This window comes from Streptomyces sp. NPDC059897 (genome assembly GCF_042730865.1).
Taxonomy (GTDB): Bacteria; Actinomycetota; Actinomycetes; order Streptomycetales; family Streptomycetaceae; genus Streptomyces.
Map to the genome: position 1 here is coordinate 253,271 of NZ_JBHWKQ010000003.1, position 21,417 is coordinate 274,687.

The window sequence follows — 21,417 nt, forward strand, 5'->3', positions numbered from 1 at the left end:
GTCTTCGACGGGCAATCCCGCTCGCTCGAATACTGACCCTGGTACCTAGTACGGCCGGGGCAGACACCTAGGAGAAACATCATGCCGAAGCCCGCCAAGGGTGCCCGTCTGGGCGGCAGCGCCGCGCACGAGAAGCTGCTTCTCGCGAACCTCGCGAAGTCGCTCTTCGAGCACGGCAAGATCACGACGACCGAGGCCAAGGCCCGTCGTCTGCGTCCGTACGCGGAGCGTCTGGTCACCAAGGCGAAGAAGGGCGACCTTCACAACCGCCGTCAGGTGCTCCAGGTCATCACGGACAAGGGCGTCGTCCACACGCTCTTCACCGAGATCGCCCCGCGCTACGAGAACCGTCCGGGTGGTTACACCCGTATCACCAAGATCGGTAACCGCCGTGGCGACAACGCGCCCATGGCTGTCATCGAGCTGGTCGAGGCCCTGACGGTCCAGCAGCAGGCCACCGGTGAGGCCGAGGCCGCCACCAAGCGTGCCGCCAAGGACGCCGAGGCCGCCGAGGCGCAGACCGAGGCTCCGGCCGAGGCTGCCGCCGAGGAGTCGAAGGACGCCTGAGGCTGACGCCTTGTGTATGAGCGGGTCCGCCCTTTCGGGGCGGGCCCGCTCTTACGTTTCTCCCGCTTCCCGTTTCCCGTGAAGGATTTTTGTTGTGAGTGATGAGGTGGCCGAGGGGTTCGTGCGGCTGCGGCTCGACGTGAGCTACGCCGGCAAGGACTTCTCCGGCTGGGCCAAGCAGGCCTCCGGGCGGCGGACCGTGCAGGGCGAGATCGAGGACGCGCTCCGTACGGTGACGCGGTCCGAGCAGACGTACGACCTGACGGTCGCCGGGCGGACCGACGCGGGGGTGCACGCGCGGGGCCAGGTCGCGCACGTGGACCTGCCGCTGGACGTGTGGGGCGAGCACCGGGAGAAGCTGCTGAAGCGGCTCGCGGGGCGGCTGCCGAAGGACGTACGGGTGTGGTCGGTGGCCGAGGCGCCGAGCGGCTTCAACGCCCGTTTCTCGGCGATCTGGCGGCGGTACGCGTACCGGGTGACCGATCACCCCGGCGGCGTCGACCCGCTGCTGCGCGGGCACGTGCTGTGGCACGACTGGCCGCTGGACGTCGACGCCATGAACGAGGCCGCCGAGCGGCTGCTCGGTGAGCACGACTTCGCGGCCTACTGCAAGAAGCGCGAGGGCGCGACCACCATTCGTACGCTGCAGGAGCTGAGCCTCGTGCGCGACGCGGACGGGATCGTCACCGCGACCGTGCGGGCCGACGCCTTCTGCCACAACATGGTGCGGTCCCTGATCGGGGCGCTGCTGTTCGTGGGGGACGGGCACCGGCCGGCCGACTGGCCCGGCAAGGTGCTCGCCGCCGGTGTGCGGGACTCCGCCGTGCACGTGGTGCGGCCGCACGGGCTGACCCTGGAAGAGGTCGGCTACCCGGCCGACGAGCTGCTCGCCGCGCGCAACAAGGAAGCCCGCAACAAGCGGACGCTCCCGGGCGCCGGCTGCTGCTGAGAGCGGCGCCCGGGGCGGCGGTCAGCCCGAGGCCGCCGCCGCGGAGGCCTGGACCTCGCCGCGCCGCTTGATCTGCTGGAAGGCGAACTCCTGGAGGTCGTCGCCGAGGGAGAACACCATGGTGTCCTTCTTCGTGGCGTCCTGGCCGTTGGTGAGGCCGCCGTTGGTGAAGTACGTGTAGCGGCCCACCGAGTTGGCGGTCTGGCGGCACACCGTGGTGCGGCAGAACGTGGGCACCCCGGAGCCCGGCAGCGAGGCGACCGTGCCGTCGAAGTCGTACTGCTCCTTGGCCTTGTTCGCCTCCGCCTTCGTCTTGAAGACGGCGACACCGATGGTGACCGCGGAGTTGCCCTTGTAGTACGTGGCGCGGATCAGCTGCTGGCAGTTGTTGCTCTTCAGGATCCCGGACAGGCCCTTCTGCGCGGCCGAGGAGCAGTTGGTGGTGCGGGCCGTGGCGCCCTTCGTGTACACGCGGTCACCGGCGGTGAACTGCTTGCCGGGGAAGAGGCTGTCCGCGCTGAGCGGGGCCTTGTCCTTCGCGGCGCTGTTGATGAAGTCGTTCGGGTTGAGCGGGGGCGGCGGGGTCGTCGCGTCGAAGGACGGCCCTCCCGACTTGCCCTCGCTGGGGATGGCGGCCGTGCTCGGCAGCTGTTCGGCCGGTTTGTTGGCGGCGTCGTTCTTGTTGTTCGTCGAGACGATGCCCCACGCGACCGCCGAGCCGACGGCGAGCGTGGCGACGATCGCGCCGCCGATCACCATCCACCGCTTCTTGCGCGCGCGTGCCTCTGATGCCTCCGCGAGCGACGCCCAGTCCGGGGTCGACCCGCCGTCATTGGGCCCCCACGGGGATCCCCCTTGCCCGAAACTCATGGGGCGCATCTTAGAGGTACGGCCCTGTGTGGCATTGACCTCGTCCCGTGGTGGAGGTGTGAGGGGTTCCGGCGCGTTACCGTGAAGGCACACGGCACAGTGGGATACAGGGCCTCCGGTTCACCGGGGCCCACGCGTTTTGACCCGTACAGGGCGGCGCGGGTATCCTCGGCATTTGTTATACGTATTGGCTTGGTCGTTCTCACGCGAAGGGCCCTTACGTAGGTTCCCTGGAGCAGTTACCAGTGGCTCGCATACGGGTTAGCGTCCCCGGCCTTTGTGAGCCCCAGCTGCATGATCGCTTCAGTGGTGCCGTGTGTCAGGACCCCATTCACTGAAGAAGCGAAGGCATACGACCGTGCGTACGTACAGCCCCAAGCCCGGCGACATCACTCGCCAGTGGCACGTCATTGACGCTCAGGACGTTGTCCTGGGCCGTCTGGCGACCACCGCTGCCACCCTTCTGCGTGGCAAGCACAAGCCGATCTACGCGCCGCACGTCGACGCTGGCGACTTCGTCGTCATCATCAACGCCGACAAGGTGCACCTGTCCGGCAACAAGAAGACCCAGAAGATGGCGTACCGCCACTCCGGCTACCCGGGCGGTCTGCGCTCCGTGCGCTACGACGAGCTTCTGGAGAAGAACCCGGAGAAGGCCGTCGAGAAGGCCATCAAGGGCATGCTTCCCAAGAACACGCTCGGCCGTCAGATGCTCTCGAAGCTGAAGGTCTACTCGGGCGACACGCACCCGCACGCTGCCCAGCAGCCGGTGCCGTTCGAGATCACCCAGGTCGCGCAGTAGTTCCGGCCACACCCCCTAAGACAGAAAAGAATCTGAGGAGAATCGTGGCCGAGACCACTGCCGAGACGCCGGTCGAAGAGATCGCCGACGTCGAGAGCTACACCACCGAGTCCGACGCCCCCGTCGAGGGCGAGTACACCTCGGAGTCCAACCCGGCGCGCTTCGGTGACCCGCAGCCGGCCGCCGGCCTGGGCCGCCGCAAGAACGCCATCGCGCGCGTTCGCATCGTGCCCGGCACCGGCAAGTGGAAGGTCAACGGGCGCACGCTCGAGGACTACTTCCCGAACAAGGTGCACCAGCAGGAAGTCAACGAGCCCTTCAAGGTGCTCGAGCTCGACGGCCGCTACGACGTCATCGCCCGCATCTCGGGTGGCGGCGTCTCCGGTCAGGCCGGCGCCCTGCGCCTCGGCGTGGCCCGCGCGCTGAACGAGGCCGACGTGGACAACAACCGCGGCGCCCTCAAGAAGGCCGGCTACCTCCGCCGCGACGACCGTGCGGTCGAGCGCAAGAAGGCCGGTCTCAAGAAGGCCCGCAAGGCCCCGCAGTACAGCAAGCGCTAAATTTCGCTGCCTGCTTGTACTTCCGTTCGCCCCGGCGGCACGTATCGTGCCGCCGGGGCGTTCGGCTTATGACGATGTGAAGGTTCGGAGGACATCAAGGTGGGACGACTCTTCGGCACGGACGGCGTGCGCGGCGTCGCCAACGCGGATCTGACGGCGGAGCTCGCGCTCGGTCTGTCGGTGGCGGCGGCACATGTTCTGGGCGAGGCGGGCAGTTTTGAGGGCCATCGCCCGGTGGCCGTGGTCGGCCGTGATCCGCGTGCCTCGGGCGAGTTCCTGGAGGCCGCGGTCGTCGCGGGCCTGGCCAGCGCCGGAGTCGACGTGCTGCGCGTGGGCGTGCTGCCCACGCCCGCGGTCGCGTACCTGACGGGTGCTCTCGGCGCCGACCTCGGTGTGATGCTCTCCGCGAGCCACAACGCCATGCCGGACAACGGCATCAAGTTCCTCGCCCGCGGCGGCCACAAGCTGGACGACGCGCTCGAGGACCGCATCGAGGCGATCTACGAGGAGCACAGCACCGGCGCCCCGTGGAACCGCCCGACGGGCGCGGGCGTCGGCCGCGTGAAGTCGTACGGCGAGGGCCTCGACCAGTACATCGCGCACCTCGCGGGCGTGCTGCCGAACCGGCTCGAGGGCCTGAAGATCGTCCTCGACGAGGCGCACGGCGCGGCCTCGCGGGTCTCCCCGGAGGCCTTCACCCGCGTCGGCGCCGAGATCATCACGATCGGCGCGGACCCGGACGGGCTGAACATCAACGACGGGTGCGGGTCGACCCACCTGGACCTGCTGAAGGCCGCCGTCGTCGAGCACGGGGCCGACTTCGGCATCGCGCACGACGGGGACGCCGACCGCTGCCTGGCCGTGGACCACACCGGGTCCGAGGTCGACGGCGACCAGATCATGGCCGTCCTCGCGCTCGACATGAAGGCGCGCGGCGTGCTGCGCGACGACACGCTGGTCGCGACCGTCATGTCGAACCTGGGACTGAAGCTGGCGATGGAGCGCGAGGGCATCAACCTCGTGCAGACCGCCGTCGGCGACCGGTACGTCCTGGAGAACATGAAGGAGAACGGGTTCGCGCTCGGCGGCGAGCAGTCCGGCCACGTCATCGTCCTCGACCACGCGACGACCGGCGACGGCACGCTGACGGGCCTGCTGCTCGCGGCGCGCGTCGCGCAGACCGGGCGGACGCTGAAGGACCTGGCGAGCGTCATGGAGCGGCTGCCGCAGGTGCTCATCAATGTGCCGGACGTGGACAAGTCCCGCGTCGCCACGTCCGCGGAGCTGCAGTCGGCCGTGGCGGACGCGGAGCGTGAACTCGGCGCGACCGGGCGGGTGTTGCTGCGCTCCTCCGGGACCGAGCCGCTGGTGCGGGTGATGGTCGAGGCCGCGGACATCGCGCAGGCCCGGTCCGTCGCGGAGCGCCTGGCCGACGTCGTGAAGTCGGCGCTGGGCTAGCTCCCGGCAAGTTTGGCCGCGGTACGTTCGCGCTGCTTGGCCCAGAGGTACTTCTGGGCGAGGAGCGTGGACGTACCGGCGAGCACGATCCCCAGCAGGTTCAGCAGGAGCTGCTGGGTCGAGCCCCACATCTGGCCCATGTCCCCGTAGCTGAGCGCCACCGCGGCGTTGGCCGCCGCCGGGACCGTGGTGACCGAGATGGCGACGCCCACGAGCGCGCCGGACTTCGCCGACGTGAGCGAGAGGGTGCCGGCCGCGCCCGCGAGCACGGCCACCACGAACGAGAACCAGTCGGGCGCGTAGACGAACCCGGTGTTGGGGCGGTCGCCCTCCAACTGGCCCTCGCTGAACAGGTTCACGGCGTCCATGAAGTAGCTGAAGCCCACCGTCACCGCCATCGCCACCGCGAAGCCGACGAGCAGGGCGACCAGGGAACGCCACGCGAGGCGCGGCGAGCGCCGCACCAATGCCGTGCAGAATCCGGCGAGCGGGCCGAACTCCGGGCCGACCGCCATGGCGCCCACGATCAGGATCGCGTTGTCGAGCACGACACCGCAGGCCGCGATCATCGTCGCGATGACCAGGAACGCCACGTACGTGATGGTGAGCGTGGACTCCTCGTGCGTGGCGTCCGAGAGCTGCTCCCACAGGACCGCGTCCGCGCCCTCGCCCGGCGCGTCCTCCTCGGCCCTGTCGGCGCGCAGCGACAGCGACAGGTCGATGTTCTCGACGGAGATGGAGCCCGATTTGTCGAGCCCCAACTTCCGCAGTCCGCCGATGAGTTCGTCCCCGGCCTCGCGGGCGACGTCGCACATGACGACATCGCCCGACGGGTTGCGGGCGCAGTCCGGCAGCACCACGAGGTGCGTGGTGCCGGTCGTCCCCTCGATGAGGCGCACCACGTCGCCCGTGGTGTCGGACGGCGTGATCAGGCGCAGATGCAGCATGGCGCCTTTCTAGCAGCTACAGCTTGCGCAGCCGCAGTCGTTGCACCTTGTGGTCGGGGCCCTTGCGGATGACGAGGCCCGCGCGGCCGCGCGTCGGGGCCACGTTCTCCAGCAGGTTCACCTTGTTGATGGTGCGCCAGGTGGTGCGCGCGTAGTCGAGGGCCTCCTCCTCGGAGACCTGGGTGTACTTCCTGAAGTACGAGGACGGGTCCTGGAAGGCCGTCGCGCGCAGCTTGCGGAAGCGGTTCAGGTACCAGGCCTCGATGTCCTCGGCGCGGGCGTCGACGTACACGCTGAAGTCGAAGTAGTCGGCGAGGCCGACGCGGGTGCGGCCGTCCTTGCCGGGCAGGGCGGGCTGCAGCACGTTCAGGCCCTCGACGATGAGGATGTCGGGGCGGCGCACGACGAGCTTCTCGCCGGGCACGATGTCGTAGATCAGGTGCGAGTAGACGGGGGCGGTCACCTCGTCCTTGCCCGCCTTGATGTCGGCGACGAAGCGGGTCAGGGCCCGGCGGTCGTACGACTCGGGGAAGCCCTTGCGGGACATCAGGCCGCGGGCCTGGAGCTCCTTGGTGGGGAGCAGGAACCCGTCGGTGGTGACGCGCTCGACGCGCGGGTGCTCGGGCCAGCGGGAGAGCAGGGCCTGCAGGAGGCGCGCGACGGTCGACTTGCCGACCGCGACGGAGCCGGCGACCCCTATGACGAAGGGCGTGCCGGACTGGGCGGCCTTCTTGTTGGTCTCGCCGAGGAACGTGTTGAGCGCCCCGCGCAGGCCGTCGGTCGCGCCCACGTACAGGTTCAGCAGGCGGGAGAGCGGCAGATAGATGTCGCGGACCTCGTCCAGGTCGATCACGTCACCGAGGCCGCGCAGCCGCTCCAGCTCTTCCGCGGTCAGCGGCAGTGGCGTCTTGTCGCGCAGTGCGCTCCATTCGGTGCGGGTGAGGTCGACGTAGGGAGTCACCTCCGGCTTCTGCCGGTGGGTGCTCCGGGAGGTCGCTTGTGCCTTGGACTCGGAGACCGGAGAGATCACAGTCCATTGTTACGGCAGTGTGGCCCGCGGCGGCAGGTGGGGTGTGTCACGCCGGGGGATGCGGGAAACCCGTTCGTCACAGGTTCGCCACAGCTGTGGGCAGGTATGGCCCCCGCGTGGAGGTGGCGATACATTCCGTGCACCCGTGGGACGGAACGCTGTCGGCGGGGCGGGAGGGGAACCGTGATGACCGCGCTTCGTGTGCCGAAATTCGTCCGCCGCAGGCATGCGGACGGCCGCTCCGAGGACGACTGGGCCATGGACGACTGGGCGAGCCGGGTCCACAGCGAACTCGCGCTCGAACTGCCCGACGAGGACATCGTCGAGGACCTGGACGACTGCCTCGACTTCTACCGGCTCGGCAGCAAGCCGCGCTGCGAGGAGATCGAGTACCTCGCGCTCGTGCGGGACGCGCGGGACCGGATCGACCAGGGGTGGCCGGCCTGAGGCCGTCCCGGCGGGTGCTCGGACCCAGGCTCTAAGGTCTGGTGCATGAGCATCATCGGGGTCGGTATCGACGTGGCCGAGATCGAGCGGTTCGCCGCGTCGCTGGAGCGCACGCCGGGCATGGCCGGGCGCCTCTTCCTGGACGACGAGCTGCTGCTGCCCAGCGGGGAGCGGCGCGGGATCGCCTCGCTGGCCGCCCGGTTCGCGGCCAAGGAGGCCGTCGCCAAGGCGCTCGGCGCACCCGCCGGGCTGCGCTGGACCGACGCCGAGGTGTGGGTCGAGGAGAGCGGGCAGCCCCGGCTCCGGGTGTCGGGGACGGTGGCCGCGCGGGCGGCGGAGCTGGGTGTGCGGGGGTTCCACGTCTCGCTGAGCCACGACGCGGGCGTCGCGTCCGCGGTGGTGGTGGCCGAGGGGTAGGGGTGGGGCAGGGACCTGCGCCGCTGCCCGAGCCCCCGCCCCTCGGCCGGTGGGCCCTATGCCCGGTGGCGGAACACGATGCGGCCCCGGTTCAGGTCGTACGGAGTGATCTCCACCTGGACCCGGTCCGCCAGCAGGATCTTGATGTAGTTCTTGCGGATCTTGCCGCTGACGTGCGCGAGCACCCGGTGCCCGTTGTCGAGCTCCACGGTGAACATGGCGCTGCGCAGGCACTCGACGACGGTGCCCTCGGCGTGTACGCCGCCGCCTCCGGCGTTCTTCACGCCCCTCCTCGCCTCACTCATCGGACCAGCTCCAGTGCGCGGTTCACGCGCCGCGCGCCGATGCCCTCGAAGAGGGCCTTCGCCGCTTCGTTCGCCTCGTCCACCTCGGCCGACGCCTCCTGTACGCCGCAGCGGTGCAGGGTGTGCAGTACGTCGGCGAGGAGGGCCCGCGCGATGCCGCGGCGCCGCGCGTCGGTACGGACCGCGAGCAGGCCGATACGGGGGCGCCGGGTGGCCGTGGCCAGGCGCAGGAGGCCCAGGTAGGAGCCGTCCGGGGCCTCGGCCGCGGCGTACTTCGTGGGGTCGACGACCGTGACCCCTGGCGGCAGTGGCCGCACCTCGGCGGGCATGGTGCGCCAGCCGACCGTGGCCTCGACCTCGTCCCTGACGGTGCGGTCGAGGGCGCGCAGCCGGGTCTCGTCCGCCGCGCCGTACGGGACGACGGTGACGTCCGCGGGCGGGCGCGCCGCGCCGAGTCCCGTGACGGCGGGGTCGGTGGGGACCGCGTACTCCCACTCGCCGCGGCCGACCGAGAAGCCGAACTCCCGCCATTTCGACGTCAGTTCGGTGTCGCTCGCGTCGACGACGGTGTGCAGCGGGCCCGGCAGGTCCGTGAGCAGCGTCCCGGCCAGGGCCGCGAACGCGGTGTCGTGCCAGGCGTCGACGCTGATGAAGAGGCGGCCGTCGGGCCGGTGCGAGGCGTGGCCGCGGCCGATCACCTCGTCGTTCTCCAGGGCGTGCCATTGATGGTCGGCCACGCGGGTGACGACGAGCGGTGGTGGGGCTGTGGGGCGGGTGCGTTCAGTGTTCATCGGTGTCTCCTCTCGGGAGGCGCTCGATCGATCGTGAGATCTTCGGGGCGCTCCCGGCGACACCTGCTGTCAGCCGCCGGACCGTGACGAGCTGAGGGAGCACCCATGGGTGACTGCGTTCACGGGTCTCACCTCCCAGCTGTGCCTTGCACGGTCGTCGATGAAGGTAGCAAGGGGCGGGCGTCAGGCAAAGCGGTTTTCCGCGACGTCCCGCCAGGCGCTGCGCAGCGCCCCCGCCACGTCCTGTGCGGAGACCGGCGCCCCGTCCGCCGCGTGCCGTGCCGCGAGCCCGTGCAGATGGGCGCCGACCGAGGCCGCGTCCAGCGGGGCGAGGCCCGCCGCGAGCAGGGAGCCGGTCAGGCCGGAGAGGACGTCGCCGCTGCCGGCCGTGGCGAGCCACGGGGTGCCGGTGGGGTTCACGCGGGCCGGGCGGGCTTCGTCCGGCGGCGCCACCAGGGTCGTGGAGCCCTTGAGGAGGACCGTGGCGTCGTAGCGGGCCGCCAGTTCCCGTACGGATGCGAGGCGTTCGGCCTCCACCGCGTCGCGCGTCACACCGAGGAGCGCGGCCGCCTCCCCGGCGTGCGGGGTGAGGACGGTGGGCGCCGTGCGCTCGCGGACCGTCGCCGGGTCGGCGAGGCGCAGCCCGTCCGCGTCGATCAGGACCGGGACGTCCGAGTCCAGGACGTCGTGCAGGCCCGAGGCGTCGTCGCCGAGGCCGGGGCCGATCACCCACGCCTGGACCCGGCCCGCCTTCGCGGGCGGCCCGGCCGAGACGAGCGTCTCCGGGAAACGGGCGAGCACCGCGTCCGCGGCAGGCCCCACGTACCGCACCGCCCCGGCCCCGCCGTGCAGCGCGCCCGCCACCGCCAGGACCGCCGCGCCGGGGTAGCGCGCGGAGCCCGCGACGATGCCGACGACGCCGCGCCGGTACTTGTCGCTCTCGCCGGTCGGCCGGGGGAGCAGTGCCGCCACGTCCGCGTACTGGAGCGCCTCCAACCCCGTGTCGGCGGGGGCGAGTTCGAGGCCGATGTCGACGAGGCGGAGCGCGCCCGCGTACTCCCGCGCCGGGTCGACGAGCAGGCCCGGCTTGTACGTTCCGAAGGTGACGGTCGCGTCGGCGCGGACGGCTTCGCCGCGCACCTCGCCGGTGTCGGCGTCCACGCCGCTCGGGAGGTCGACGGCGACGACGGTACCGCGTGCCGCGTCGGCCAGTTCGGCCGCGCGGGGGCGCAGGCCGCCCTTGCCGCCGATGCCCACGATGCCGTCGACGACGAGGTCGGCGCGGCCCACGCGTTCCGTGGCGCGCTCGTCCTGCGCGTCGAGGACCGTGCCGCCCGCCGCGCGCAGCGCCGCGAGGCCGCCGGGGTGCGCCCGGTCGGGGGAGAGCAGCAGCGCCGTGACGCCCGCGCCGCGCCGGGCCAGGCGGGCGCCCGCGTACAGGGCGTCGCCGCCGTTGTCCCCCGAGCCGACGAGGAGGGTGACGCGGGCGCCGTACACCTTGCCGAGGAGGTCGGCGCAGGCGGTGGCGAGACCGGCCGCCGCGCGCTGCATCAGCGCGCCCTCGGGCAGCCGCGCCATGAGGGCGCGCTCGGCGGACCTGACCGTCTCTACGTCGTGGGCGAGTCGCATGCCATCGAGTGTCCCTCAGGGACGAGGACTCGGCCGAGGCGAGCCGCCGTCCCGGTCGAAGTGATTTGTGCCGGATTGGCCAACGGATTGTGTGTCACTGCCCTCTGAGACACTGACCTCACCATGAACGAGAACGTGACTGCCCCGCTCCGCGCCCGCGCCGAGATCGATCTGGCCGCGCTCAAGGCCAACGTGAGGACCCTGCGCGCGCACGCGCCGGGGGCCGCGTTCATGGCCGTCGTGAAGGCGGACGCGTACGGGCACGGGATGCTCCCGGTCGCCCGCGCCGCCAAGGAGGCGGGCGCCGAGTGGCTGGGGGCCGCCACCGCCGAGGAGGCCCTTGAGCTGCGGGCGGCGGGGCTGCCTGGGCGGATCCTGTGCTGGCTGTGGGTGCCGGGCGGCCCCTGGCGCGAGGGCATCGAGGCCGATCTCGACATGTCGGTGAGCGGCATGTGGGCGCTGCGCGAGGTCGTCGACGCCGCGCGCGCGACGGGCCGGACCGCCCGTATCCAGCTCAAGGCCGACACCGGGCTCGGGCGGAACGGATGCCTGCCCGGCGACTGGCCGGAGCTCGTGCGCGAGGCGCTGAAGGCGCAGCGGGACGGGTTCGTGAACGTCACGGGGCTCTGGTCGCACTTCGCGTGCGCCGACGAGCCGGGGCACCCCTCCATCGCCGCCCAGCTGACCGCCTTCCGGGAGATGGTCGCGCACGCGGAGGCCGCGGGCGTCACCCCCGAGGTCCGGCACATCGCCAACTCGCCGGGGACGCTGACGCTGCCCGAGACGCACTTCGACCTCGTCCGCCCCGGCATCGCGATGTACGGGATCTCGCCGAGCGCCGAGGTGGGCGCTCCCGGCGACTTCGGCCTGCGTCCCGTGATGACGCTGAAGGCGAATCTCGCGCTCGTGAAGCACGCGCCGGGTGGACTCGGCGTCAGTTACGGGCATCACTACGTCACACCGGGCGAGACGACGCTCGGCCTCGTCCCGCTCGGCTACGCGGACGGCATCCCGCGACACGCGTCCGGCACGGCCCCGGTCCTGATCGGCGGCAAGCGGCGCACGATCGCGGGCCGCGTGGCCATGGACCAGTTCGTCGTCGACCTCGGCGGCGACGAGCCGGCCGCGGGCGACGAGGCGGTGCTCTTCGGGCCTGGTGACGGCGGCGAGCCGACCGCCGAGGACTGGGCGGTCGCGGCGGGCACCATCGCGTACGAGATCGTGACGCGCATCGGTTCCCGCGTGCCGCGCGTCTACGTGGACGAAGAGGGCGCCACGCGCGCGTGACCGGCGTCACGGGTTGAAGGTCCACCGACACGGCCGTCCGAGCCGCCACCATGTGAAGCGGCAACGGAACGGGTAACCCGACACCGGACGACAGGCAGGACGCGGAGCAGGGGAGCGGCACGTGAGCGAGAGCAGCGCACCGGCCACGGCGGCGGTCGTCGAAGCGGCGGAAAGGGCCGCCTCGGGGAACTGGCGGCGGGCCGGCCTCGCGGGCGCCGCCATAGGTGTGGTCGCGGCCGGGGCCGCGGCGGGCGTCGCCATCGAGCGGCTGACCGTGGGCCGCGGCATGCGCAAGAAGGCGCGGCTCGCCCTCGACGCGTCGGGGCCCTACGGATCGCTGCGCGGCGTGCCCGGGAAGGCGTACGCGGAGGACGGCACGGAGCTGTACTACGAGGTCGACGAGGCGGACCCGGAGGCCGGTGGCACGACGCCGCGCAGACGCCGCCTGTTCGGCCGCAAGAACCCGGCACCGGTCACCGTCGTCTTCAGCCACGGCTACTGCCTGAGCCAGGACTCCTGGCACTTCCAGCGCGCGGCCCTGCGCGGCGTCGTCCGCTGCGTGTACTGGGACCAGCGCAGCCACGGCCGTTCGGGGCGCGGCGCCGAGCAGGTCGAGGACGGGGTGCCGGTCTCCATCGACCGGCTCGGCGGCGACCTGTCGGCCGTCGTCGAAGCGGCCGCGCCCGAGGGGCCGCTCGTCCTCGTCGGCCACTCCATGGGCGGCATGACCGTGATGGCGTTCGCCGACCGGTGTCCCGAGCTGATCCGCGACCGGGTCGTGGGCGTCGCCCTCGTCGGTACGTCGTCGGGGAAGCTCGGCGAGGTCAACTACGGGCTCCCGGTGGCCGGGGTGAACGCGGTGCGGCGGGTGCTGCCCGGCGTCCTGAAGGCGCTGGGGCAGCGTGCCGACCTGGTGGAGAAGGGGCGCCGCGCGACGGCCGACCTGTTCGCCGGGATCATCAAGCGGTACTCGTTCGCCTCGCGGGACGTCGACCCGGCGGTCGCCCGGTTCGCGGAGCGGATGATCGAGGGGACGCCGATCGACGTGGTCGCGGAGTTCTACCCGGCGTTCGAGGACCACGACAAGGCGGACGCCCTGGCGTGCTTCGCGGACCTGCCCGCGCTCGTCCTCGCCGGGGAGCACGACCTGGTCACGCCGAGCGACCACAGCGAGGCGATCGCGGCGCTGCTGCCGGACGCCGAGTACGTGCTCGTGCCGGACGCCGGGCACCTCGTGATGCTGGAGCACCCCGAGGTCGTCACCGACCGCCTCGCGGACCTTTTGGTGCGTGCGGGAGCCGTGCCGACAGCCGCTACCGTGGGGATTTATGGAGACACCGGCAACACCGCACAGCCCGGCGGCTGAGCCCGCCACCCCGCTCAGCACGGTCAGCGTCACCGTCAACTCCCCTGACGAGATGCGGGAGTTGGGGCTCGCCCTGGCCAAACAGCTGCGCCCCGGCGACCTCGTCATGCTCACCGGCGAGCTGGGCGCGGGCAAGACGACGCTGACCCGCGGGCTCGGTGCGGGCCTGGGCGTGCGCGGCGCGGTGACCTCGCCGACCTTCGTGATCGCCCGGGTGCATCCGCCGCTCGGCGAGGGCCCGGCCCTGGTGCACGTCGACGCGTACCGGCTCGGGGGCGGGCTCGACGAGATGGAGGACCTCGACCTCGACGTGTCCCTGCCGGACTCCGTGGTGGTCGTGGAATGGGGCGACGGCAAGGTCGAGGAGCTGTCCGAGGACCGACTGCACGTGATCATCGACCGGGCCACGGGCGACACCACCGACGAGGTGCGGGTCGTGACGCTCAACGGCATCGGCGAGCGGTGGACCGAGGCGGACCTGGGGTCGCTCGCGGGCTGACCCCCGTGTCCCGCCCGTATCCCGGACGCATCCCGACAACGCGTCGGCAAATTCTTGCGCGGCGCGGCTCCGGCGTGTTCACATGGAGGCCGGTGCTGGTTAGGTCTACCTAACCACGTCCCCTCGACCGCCGCCGGGAGGCATCATGTCGACTTCGGAACGTGAAGGTGCGCGCGCAGTGTCGATGCGGGATCTTTTGGCATCGTGTGCGGCGGCGCGGGCGGTGTCGGTCCCGCCGGCCCCGCGCGGGCGTCCGGCCCAGCCGAGCAGCGAGCCGCCGCGGCGCGAGTGGCGCCCGTCGGCACATCCGTGAGCGGCGCCGCAGGCGCTACTTGACGACGACGACCTTCGCGCCGATCGTCGCGAACTGCCACATGGCGTTGGCGTCCTCGCGGGACTCGCGGATGCCGCCGGTCTGCTTGCCCGGGTCGGGGGCGGCCGTCGAACCGTCGACCGCCGCGCTGAAGCCGATCGCCACGCCGTTCGTGTTCGCGAAGCGGACCACGTGCTCGATCGGCACGCCGTCCGTGCCGGTGACGGAGCCGGATCGGGAGGTCACCGAGTACGAGCCGGGCGCCGGGTCCACCGTGCCGGGCGTCACCCGGAACGTCGACTTTGTCTTGTTGCCCGCGCCGACCAGCCACACCCGGTCGCCGCCCAGCGCGTACACGACACGCTCGCCCTTGCCGGAGCCCGCGGGCAGCGCCTTCGGGTCCGTCTTCTTCTTGGGTGTCTTCGACGCCGAGGCGGAGGGCGAGGAGCCCTCCTTCTTCTCGGCGAGGTCGGAGGGCGCGCTCGCCGACGCCTGGTAGGCGAGGAAGCCGACCACGACGAGTGATCCCGCCGTGAGCGCGGTCACGAATCCGGTGCTGCTCCGTGCCACCAGGTGCCTGCCTCTCAAGTACGAACCTCAGGGTGACGGTAGCAGTCGAGGCCCCGCGGCCCGGCCTTGCGGGAAGTACGGACGTGTCCGCCTTCAGGTGGTCGTAGGCTGTTCGCGTGCTGTTGCTCGCTCTGGATACCGCCACCCCCGCCGTCACCGTCGCCCTGCACGACGGGACCTCCGTCGTAGCCGAGTCGAGTCAGGTGGACGCCCGCAGACACGGCGAACTGCTCCTGCCCGCCGTCGACCGGGTGCTCACCGAGGCCGGACTGCGGCTCGACGCCGTCACCGGAATCGTCGTGGGCGTGGGCCCGGGGCCGTACACGGGGCTGCGTGTCGGCCTGATGACCGCCGACACGTTCGGCCTCGCGCTCGGCGTGCCGGTGCACGGCGTCTGCACGCTGGACGGGCTCGCGTACGAGGCCCGGGACGTCGAGGGCCCCTTCGTCGTCGCCACCGACGCGCGGCGCAAGGAGGTGTACTGGGCGCGCTACGACAACGCGCGGACCCGGGTCACCGAGGCCGCCGTCGACCGGCCCGCCGACATCGCCCCGCTGGTGCAGGACCTGCCCGCCGTCGGCGCCGGCGCCCGGCTCTACCCGGACACCTTCCCGGACGCGCGCGGGCCCGAGAACGTGTCGGCCGCCGCGCTCGCCGCCCTCGCCGCGGAGAAGCTGGCCGCGGGCGAGGAGCTCCTCGAACCGCGCCCGCTCTACCTGCGCCGCCCCGACGCGCAGGTCCCCAAGAACTACAAGGTGGTCACCCCCAAGTGACAGCCCACCCGTCACCCGACCACCGCCCCTCAACGACACCGCTGCGCGGCGGCACCTCCCACTCGGTATCGCTGCGCGAGATGCGCTGGTGGGACATCGACCCCGTGCTCGCCCTGGAGAAGGAGCTCTTCCCGGACGACGCCTGGTCGCGCGGCATGTTCTGGTCCGAGCTCGCGCACGCCCGCGGGATCGGTTCCACGCGGCGCTACGTGGTCGCGTACGAGGGCGAGAGGCTCGTCGGGTACGGGGGCGTGGCCGCCTCCGGGGACCTCGCCGACATCCAGACCATCGCCGCCGCCCGCGACCAATGGGGCACCGGGCTCGGCGCCCGGCTGCTCACGGAACTCCTGCGGCACGCCACGGCCTTCGAGGTCGACCAGGTGATGCTCGAGGTGCGCGTCGACAACACGCGGGCGCAGAAGCTGTACGAGCGCTTCGGCTTCGAACCGATCGGCTTCCGGCGCGGCTACTACCAGCCGGGCAACATCGACGCGCTCGTCATGCGCTTCACCACCACGACCGTGAACGACACCGCGAACGACACTGTGAACGAAGAGAAGAACCATGGCTGACGAACCGCTCGTCCTCGGCATCGAGACCTCCTGCGACGAGACCGGCGTCGGCATCGTCCGCGGCACGACCCTGCTCGCCGACGCCGTCGCCTCCAGCGTCGACGAACACGCCCGTTTCGGCGGTGTCGTCCCCGAGGTCGCCTCCCGCGCGCACCTGGAGGCGATGGTCCCCACGATCCAGCGCGCCCTGAAGGACGCGGGCGTCACGGCGAAGGACCTCGACGGCATCTCCGTCACGGCCGGGCCCGGCCTCGCGGGTGCCCTGCTGGTCGGCGTTTCGGCTGCCAAGGCGTACGCGTACGCGCTCGACAAGCCGCTCTACGGCGTCAACCACCTCGCCTCGCACATCTGCGTCGACCAGCTGGAGCACGGCACGCTGCCGGAGCCGACGATGGCGCTGCTGGTCTCGGGCGGCCACTCCTCGCTCCTGCTGTCCACGGACATCACCTCGGACGTACGTCCCCTGGGCGCGACCATCGACGACGCGGCGGGCGAGGCCTTCGACAAGATCGCGCGGGTGCTGAACCTCGGCTTCCCGGGCGGCCCCGTCATCGACCGGTACGCGAAGGAGGGCGACCCGAACGCGATCTCCTTCCCGCGCGGACTGACCGGCCCGCGCGACCCGGCGTACGACTTCTCCTTCTCCGGCCTGAAGACCGCCGTGGCCCGGTGGATCGAGGCGAAGCGGGCGGCGGGGGAGGACGTGCCGGTGCGCGACGTGTCGGCGTCCTTCCAGGAGGCCGTCGTGGACGTCCTGACGCGCAAGGCCGTGCGGGCCTGCAAGGACCAGGGCGTCGACCACCTCATGATCGGCGGCGGCGTCGCGGCCAACTCGCGGCTGCGCGCCCTCGCCGAGGAGCGCTGCGAGAAGGCCGGGATCCGCCTTCGCGTGCCGCGCCCCAAGCTGTGCACGGACAACGGTGCGATGGTCGCCGCGCTCGGCGCGGAAATGGTGGCCCGCAACCGGACGCCGTCCTCCTGGGACCTCCCGGCGGACTCCTCGCTCCCGGTGACGGAACCGCACGTCCCGGGCCACGGGGAGCACCATCACGACCACGTCCACGAGGTCAGCAAGGAGAACCTGTACTCATGACGGTCGCGCTGATGTGGGAGGCCCGCGCCGTCGAGGGGCGCGGCGAGGAACTCCTCGCCTGGGCGAAGGCGCAGGTCCTGGCCCGGGAGCCGGAACGCCGCGAGACGTTCCGCGCGCCGCGGGACCGGGTCCTCGTCATCACGTGGTGGGACGCGGATTACGACGCGGCCGTCCCCGAACTCCCGGAACCGTCCGACGAGTTGGTGACCCGCACGGTCCACCGCTGGCGCTTCGAGTCCGCCTAGTCCTCCTTCTTGTACGTCAACAAGTAACGCCAGAACAGCAGCTGCCGCACCTCACTGCCGGGCAGGAGACGTGCGGCCTCCCGGCGGATCTCTGGGAGTCGCATCTCCGGCTGTCGTACCGGGGGCTTCGGTGACGGCTTCCGGCGCCCCGTGTGGCCGACGCCCCCGGAGGGGGTGGGTGGGTGGGAGATGGGCGGGGGCGCGGGGGCGTAGTGCCGGTGCAGTGAAGCAGGCCCGTGCGACGGGTGGGCAAATCAAGCCCCGCCGGCGATTGAGGCGCGGGGGCCGGGGCGGAGCCCCGTGGCGTCGGGCACGGGTTCCGGGGGCGGGCCCTGCCGAGGGCGCTGGCCGCGCCGGGCCGCCTTGCCCACCCTGCCGCCCAAGGCGAGGTACGTGCCCCGTGGCGTCAACCCGTGGCGGGGCCGCCGATGAGCATCGTGGGGGCGTCCGCGACGCGGGTCAGGAACACCGTCGCCGCCCGCTTTCCGAAGGGCTTCGGCATTGCCTTGCGTCGCAGTTCCTCCGGCTCGACCGCCGACCCCCGCTTCTTCACCGTCAGTACGCCGACCTCCCGCTCCCGTAGCAGCGCCTTCAACTTCTTCACATTGAAAGGGAGTTGGTCCGTGATCTCGTACGCGGCGGCGTACGGCGTGGGGTGCAGCTCGTCGGCCGTCACGTACGCGATCGTCTCGTCGACGAGCCCGCCGCCGACCTCCTCCGCGACCTCGGCGACCAGGTGCGCCCGGATGACCGCGCCATCGGGCTCGTACAAGTACCGCCCGACAGAACGCACTTCGGGATCGGGAAGCCCCCTGCCCACCAGCTCCCGCGGCCCCGGCAGCAGTGTCGCCCGCATCCGCCCGGGCGCGGTCCCGAACCAGAGCACGGCCTCCTTCACGTCGCCGCCGTCCGAGATCCACTCGGCGTCGGCCTCCGCCGGGATCGCCTCGTGCGGGATGCCCGGCGCGATCTTCAGCGCGGCGCGCGGCGCCTTGAGCGCGGCGGAGACGGCCCAGGAGAGGGGCGGTGAGTAGGCCTCGGGGTCGAAGATCCGCCCACGGCCGCCCCGCCGCGCCGGATCCACGAACACCGCGTCGTATGCGGCCGTGTCCACCTCGGTGACGTCCGCCTCGCGCACCTCGATCAGCTCCGCGAGCCCGAGCGCCTCCGCGTTCGCCCGCGCCACCGCGCACGTCAGCGGGTCCCGGTCGACCGCGAGAACGCGGATGCCCGCGCGGGCGAGCGCGATCGCGTCGCCGCCGATGCCGCAGCACAGGTCGGCCACGGAGCGCACGCCGAGCCGCGCGAAGGCGCCGGCCCGGTACGCCGCCACGCTCGTCCGCGTCGCCTGCTCCACCCCGTTCGGCGTGAAGAACATCCGCCCCGCGTCCTCGGCCCCGAACTTCGCCACCGCCCGCTGCCGCAGCCGCGCCTGGGCGAGCGCGGCGGAAACGAGCTCGGCCGGGTGCTCGCGGCGCAGTTTCGTGGCGAGGGCGAGCTCCTGGGCCGGATCGTGATCGCGGAGTTCGTCGAGCAGGGCCAGGCCCTCGGGGGACAGGAGGGCGGAGAAGTCGGCGGGCGAAGGGGAGGAGCTCACCCGGTCCATTGTGGGCCAGGCGGGCGACGGTGCGCGCCAGGCCGCGGTGTCGGCCCGGGAACGGGCCCGCGAGCTGCCAGGATCCGGCGCCATGCAACTAGTACGACAAAACGAAGAAACCGCCCGAAAGTTGGTCAGGAGGAGACGCGGAAGGAGATGCGGAAGGAGGCGCGGAAGCCCTGGCAGGGCCCTTGGCGTCCGCTTCCTCGGCGCGCTGCTCGCCGCCTCCGCCCTCGCCGCGGGCTGCTCCACCGGCGGCGACACCCGGCCGGCGGAACCGGCCCCCGGCCAGCAGGCGCACAACGGCCTCCAGGGCGCCCCCGCCCGCGCCCTCGACGCGTACGCGACGAAGCTGCGCGACCAGCGGGCCGCCCTCGTCGCGGCGAGCAAGCGCTGGGGCCTCGCCGACGTGCCGCTGACCGCGCCGCCCCCGCCCGCGAGGAAGCCGGTCATCGAGACACGCAAGGGCTTCGAGGTCGAGGGCCAGAAGAAGCTCGGCCTGCCGCCCGTGTTCACGACGATCCCGACCAAGGACAAGGTCGTCTTCCTCACCATCGACGACGGGGCCGAGAAGGACCCGCGGTTCCTGAAGATGATGAGCGAACTGCGCATCCCGTACACGGCCTTCCTGACCGACGCCGAGGTCAGGCCGCGGTACGGCTACTTCAAGCAGATGCAGGCCCGCGGCGTCACCCTCAACAACCACACGCTCCACCACCCGTTCCTGCCCGGCCTGTCGTACGCGCGGCAGAAGCAGGAGATCTGCGGGATGCAGGACGTCATCGAGAAGAAGTACGGCAAGCGGCCCACGGTCTTCCGCCCGCCGTTCGGCGACTACAACCGGGACACCCTGCGCGCCGCCAAGGCCTGCGGCATCGAGTACGCCCCGATCTGGAACGCCGAGGCGTTCGTGGACCGCATGGACTACCGCGAGTGGGACCGCAGCATCCACCCGGGCGACATCCTGCTCACGCACTTCAGGGGCCGCAAGGACTGGAAGGGCACGATGCCCGACATGATCCGCAACCTCATGAAGTACCTCACCGACAGGGGGTACGCGGTGGCGCGCCTGGAGGACTACCTGTGACACCGCGCGGGGTGTGGGCGCGGCTGTCCGGCTGCGCCCTGGCTGTCGTGCTGCTCGCCGGATGCGCGCGGGAGGCCGCCCCGCCCCCACGGCCCGCGCCGGGCGCCGGTGCGGCGGTCCCACCGGTCGTCTCCCGCGTCCCCACCCACGACAAGGTGGTCTTCCTCGCGTACGAGGACGAGGCCGGGCGGGGCTCCCGTCTCGCCGACCTGGTCCGGGACCGGCGCCTCCCGGTCTCGCTGTTCCTCGCGGGCCCCGGCGGGACCGGCCTCGGCGAACTGAGCGCACTGGGCGCCCGGGTGCAGAACCGCACCCTCACCCGGCCTCTGCTGCCGGGACTCGGTTACGTCGAGCAGCACGCCGAGATCTGCGGGCAGCGCGACCGCGTGCGGGCCCGCTTCGGGGCGGCGCCGCGACTGCTGCACCCGCCCCGGGGCGCGTACGACGGGAACACGCTCCAGGCGGCGGCCGAGTGCGGCGTCGACGCCATCGTCCTGTGGCGCGGTCCGGAGGACGGCCCGCTGCGGGCCGGGGACATCCTCCGGGCCCGGCCGGAGACGACCCCGCGCCTGCTGCGCCGCATCGAGGCCGAGGGGTACGAGGTGGCGGCCCTGGAGGACTACCTGTGAGCCGGAGCGAAGCCGAACCGGAGCGAAGATCTGGCGTCGATTAGCAGTCCGCTTGACCGAGTGCTAATCGCGGTCATAGTCTCGGCTCTGGCACTCACCAGTGGAGAGTGCCAACAGCGACGGGCAGGTCCGGCACCCGCGACGACGGATCCACCTGGTCGCCACCCCAGACTGTTAACCCCGTGAGATCTCCGAAGGGGGAGACCGGATCGTGACGACCTCCAGCTCCAAGGTTGCCATCAAGCCGCTCGAGGACCGCATTGTGGTCCAGCCGCTCGACGCCGAGCAGACCACGGCCTCTGGCCTGGTCATTCCGGACACCGCGAAGGAGAAGCCCCAGGAGGGCGCCGTCCTCGCCGTGGGTCCCGGCCGCTTCGAGAACGGCGAGCGCCTTCCGCTCGACGTCAAGGTCGGCGACGTCGTGCTGTACAGCAAGTACGGCGGCACCGAGGTGAAGTACAACGGCGACGAGTACCTCGTCCTCTCGGCTCGCGACGTGCTCGCGATCGTCGAGAAGTAATTCACCCGAGCTTTCCCAGCTTCACTGAAGCAGAATGCTTTGAACCGCGCCCCTGGCCCCCGCTGATATTGCCGGGTGCGAGGGGCGCGGTTCG

At 71.8% G+C, this 21,417-nt stretch carries 25 protein-coding genes; 17 read left to right on the top strand and 8 right to left on the bottom strand.

Translation table 11 applies throughout. The annotated features are described in order from the left end of the window. Positions 1-81 precede the first annotated feature (81 nt). Positions 82-567 (top strand): 50S ribosomal protein L17, encoded by a 486-nt coding sequence (rplQ, locus tag ACFV9W_RS05690; protein WP_385755905.1) that lies wholly within the window; start codon positions 82-84, stop codon positions 565-567. Between the two features lie 94 nt (positions 568-661). Beyond that, positions 662-1,516: a tRNA pseudouridine(38-40) synthase TruA gene (truA, locus tag ACFV9W_RS05695; RefSeq protein ID WP_385755907.1), complete on the top strand. Its 855-nt coding sequence runs from the start codon at positions 662-664 to the stop codon at positions 1,514-1,516. Positions 1,517-1,537: 21 nt separating this feature from the next. Here truA and ACFV9W_RS05700 read toward each other — a convergent pair whose 3' ends face one another. Beyond that, positions 1,538-2,386: a hypothetical protein gene (locus ACFV9W_RS05700; RefSeq protein ID WP_385755909.1), complete on the bottom strand. Its 849-nt coding sequence runs from the start codon at positions 2,384-2,386 to the stop codon at positions 1,538-1,540. A 358-nt stretch (positions 2,387-2,744) separates the two neighbouring features. On the opposite strand from ACFV9W_RS05700, the gene rplM reads away from it, so the two are divergent. From rplM to glmM, 3 genes are all read left to right on the top strand, one after another. Continuing rightward, positions 2,745-3,188 (top strand): 50S ribosomal protein L13, encoded by a 444-nt coding sequence (gene rplM / locus ACFV9W_RS05705; RefSeq protein ID WP_385755911.1) that lies wholly within the window; start codon positions 2,745-2,747, stop codon positions 3,186-3,188. A 44-nt stretch (positions 3,189-3,232) separates the two neighbouring features. Then, positions 3,233-3,748 (top strand): 30S ribosomal protein S9, encoded by a 516-nt coding sequence (rpsI, locus tag ACFV9W_RS05710; protein WP_327661994.1) that lies wholly within the window; start codon positions 3,233-3,235, stop codon positions 3,746-3,748. Positions 3,749-3,847: 99 nt separating this feature from the next. Continuing rightward, positions 3,848-5,206, top strand: coding sequence for a phosphoglucosamine mutase (gene glmM / locus ACFV9W_RS05715; protein WP_385755914.1), 1,359 nt, complete (start codon positions 3,848-3,850; stop codon positions 5,204-5,206). Here the strand turns inward: glmM and ACFV9W_RS05720 are convergent. Together ACFV9W_RS05720 and coaA are read right to left on the bottom strand one after the other, a co-directional pair. Beyond that, positions 5,203-6,153 (bottom strand): DUF389 domain-containing protein, encoded by a 951-nt coding sequence (locus ACFV9W_RS05720; RefSeq protein WP_385755916.1) that lies wholly within the window; start codon positions 6,151-6,153, stop codon positions 5,203-5,205. The two genes, glmM and ACFV9W_RS05720, sit on opposite strands and share 4 nt — an antisense overlap. A 16-nt stretch (positions 6,154-6,169) precedes the next feature. Next, on the bottom strand, positions 6,170-7,183 hold the full coding sequence (coaA, locus tag ACFV9W_RS05725) for a type I pantothenate kinase (protein ID WP_385755918.1): 1,014 nt from the start codon (positions 7,181-7,183) through the stop codon (positions 6,170-6,172). 186 nt (positions 7,184-7,369) lie between these two features. On the opposite strand from coaA, the gene ACFV9W_RS05730 reads away from it, so the two are divergent. Beyond that, on the top strand, positions 7,370-7,630 hold the full coding sequence (locus ACFV9W_RS05730; protein WP_385755920.1) for a hypothetical protein: 261 nt from the start codon (positions 7,370-7,372) through the stop codon (positions 7,628-7,630). A gap of 45 nt (positions 7,631-7,675) precedes the next feature. Further along, positions 7,676-8,047 carry a holo-ACP synthase gene (locus ACFV9W_RS05735; protein ID WP_385755922.1) on the top strand — a complete coding sequence of 124 codons (372 nt, stop codon included), beginning with the start codon at positions 7,676-7,678 and terminating at the stop codon, positions 8,045-8,047. 56 nt (positions 8,048-8,103) lie between these two features. Here ACFV9W_RS05735 and infA read toward each other — a convergent pair whose 3' ends face one another. From infA to ACFV9W_RS05750, 3 genes are all read right to left on the bottom strand, one after another. Then, complete coding sequence (gene infA / locus ACFV9W_RS05740) at positions 8,104-8,331, bottom strand: translation initiation factor IF-1 (protein ID WP_385755924.1); 228 nt, start codon at positions 8,329-8,331, stop codon at positions 8,104-8,106. Between the two features lie 17 nt (positions 8,332-8,348). Beyond that, the gene (locus ACFV9W_RS05745; protein ID WP_385755926.1) at positions 8,349-9,143 is read right to left on the bottom strand and encodes a GNAT family N-acetyltransferase; all 795 of its coding nucleotides are present in this window, start codon (positions 9,141-9,143) and stop codon (positions 8,349-8,351) included. 183 nt (positions 9,144-9,326) lie between these two features. Then, positions 9,327-10,772, bottom strand: coding sequence for an NAD(P)H-hydrate dehydratase (locus ACFV9W_RS05750; protein ID WP_385755928.1), 1,446 nt, complete (start codon positions 10,770-10,772; stop codon positions 9,327-9,329). 123 nt (positions 10,773-10,895) lie between these two features. Here ACFV9W_RS05750 and alr point away from each other — a divergent pair, with 123 nt between their 5' ends. From alr to tsaE, 3 genes are all read left to right on the top strand, one after another. Next, entirely contained in the window at positions 10,896-12,059 is a 1,164-nt protein-coding gene (alr, locus tag ACFV9W_RS05755; RefSeq protein WP_385755930.1) for an alanine racemase, read from the top strand. A gap of 121 nt (positions 12,060-12,180) precedes the next feature. Then, positions 12,181-13,425, top strand: a complete 1,245-nt coding sequence (locus ACFV9W_RS05760) for an alpha/beta fold hydrolase (protein WP_385755932.1) — start codon at positions 12,181-12,183, stop codon at positions 13,423-13,425. Next, entirely contained in the window at positions 13,388-13,924 is a 537-nt protein-coding gene (gene tsaE / locus ACFV9W_RS05765) for a tRNA (adenosine(37)-N6)-threonylcarbamoyltransferase complex ATPase subunit type 1 TsaE (RefSeq protein ID WP_385755934.1), read from the top strand. Before ACFV9W_RS05760 ends, tsaE begins: the two co-directional genes overlap by 38 nt. A gap of 328 nt (positions 13,925-14,252) precedes the next feature. Here the strand turns inward: tsaE and ACFV9W_RS05770 are convergent, their stop codons facing one another. Then, positions 14,253-14,807, bottom strand: a complete 555-nt coding sequence (locus ACFV9W_RS05770; protein ID WP_385755936.1) for a hypothetical protein — start codon at positions 14,805-14,807, stop codon at positions 14,253-14,255. A gap of 116 nt (positions 14,808-14,923) precedes the next feature. On the opposite strand from ACFV9W_RS05770, the gene tsaB reads away from it, so the two are divergent. From tsaB to ACFV9W_RS05790, 4 genes are all read left to right on the top strand, one after another. After that, entirely contained in the window at positions 14,924-15,580 is a 657-nt protein-coding gene (gene tsaB / locus ACFV9W_RS05775; RefSeq protein ID WP_385755938.1) for a tRNA (adenosine(37)-N6)-threonylcarbamoyltransferase complex dimerization subunit type 1 TsaB, read from the top strand. An 80-nt stretch (positions 15,581-15,660) separates the two neighbouring features. Continuing rightward, positions 15,661-16,152 (top strand): ribosomal protein S18-alanine N-acetyltransferase, encoded by a 492-nt coding sequence (gene rimI / locus ACFV9W_RS05780; protein ID WP_385756047.1) that lies wholly within the window; start codon positions 15,661-15,663, stop codon positions 16,150-16,152. Continuing rightward, entirely contained in the window at positions 16,145-17,245 is a 1,101-nt protein-coding gene (gene tsaD / locus ACFV9W_RS05785) for a tRNA (adenosine(37)-N6)-threonylcarbamoyltransferase complex transferase subunit TsaD (protein ID WP_385755940.1), read from the top strand. The genes rimI and tsaD overlap by 8 nt, the downstream gene beginning before the upstream one ends. After that, positions 17,242-17,490, top strand: coding sequence for a hypothetical protein (locus tag ACFV9W_RS05790; RefSeq protein ID WP_385755942.1), 249 nt, complete (start codon positions 17,242-17,244; stop codon positions 17,488-17,490). The genes tsaD and ACFV9W_RS05790 overlap by 4 nt, the downstream gene beginning before the upstream one ends. A 406-nt stretch (positions 17,491-17,896) precedes the next feature. Here ACFV9W_RS05790 and ACFV9W_RS05795 read toward each other — a convergent pair whose 3' ends face one another. Beyond that, entirely contained in the window at positions 17,897-19,096 is a 1,200-nt protein-coding gene (locus tag ACFV9W_RS05795; protein WP_385756049.1) for a methyltransferase domain-containing protein, read from the bottom strand. Between the two features lie 82 nt (positions 19,097-19,178). Between ACFV9W_RS05795 and ACFV9W_RS05800 the strand changes: the two genes are divergently transcribed. The 3 genes from ACFV9W_RS05800 to groES all read left to right on the top strand — a co-directional run bounded on the left by ACFV9W_RS05800 (position 19,179) and on the right by groES (position 21,323). Further along, positions 19,179-20,174, top strand: a complete 996-nt coding sequence (locus ACFV9W_RS05800; protein WP_385755944.1) for a polysaccharide deacetylase family protein — start codon at positions 19,179-19,181, stop codon at positions 20,172-20,174. After that, entirely contained in the window at positions 20,171-20,803 is a 633-nt protein-coding gene (locus ACFV9W_RS05805; RefSeq protein WP_385755946.1) for a polysaccharide deacetylase family protein, read from the top strand. Before ACFV9W_RS05800 ends, ACFV9W_RS05805 begins: the two co-directional genes overlap by 4 nt. A gap of 211 nt (positions 20,804-21,014) precedes the next feature. Further along, positions 21,015-21,323 carry a co-chaperone GroES gene (gene groES, locus ACFV9W_RS05810; protein WP_306321012.1) on the top strand — a complete coding sequence of 103 codons (309 nt, stop codon included), beginning with the start codon at positions 21,015-21,017 and terminating at the stop codon, positions 21,321-21,323. Positions 21,324-21,417: the final 94 nt, after the last annotated feature.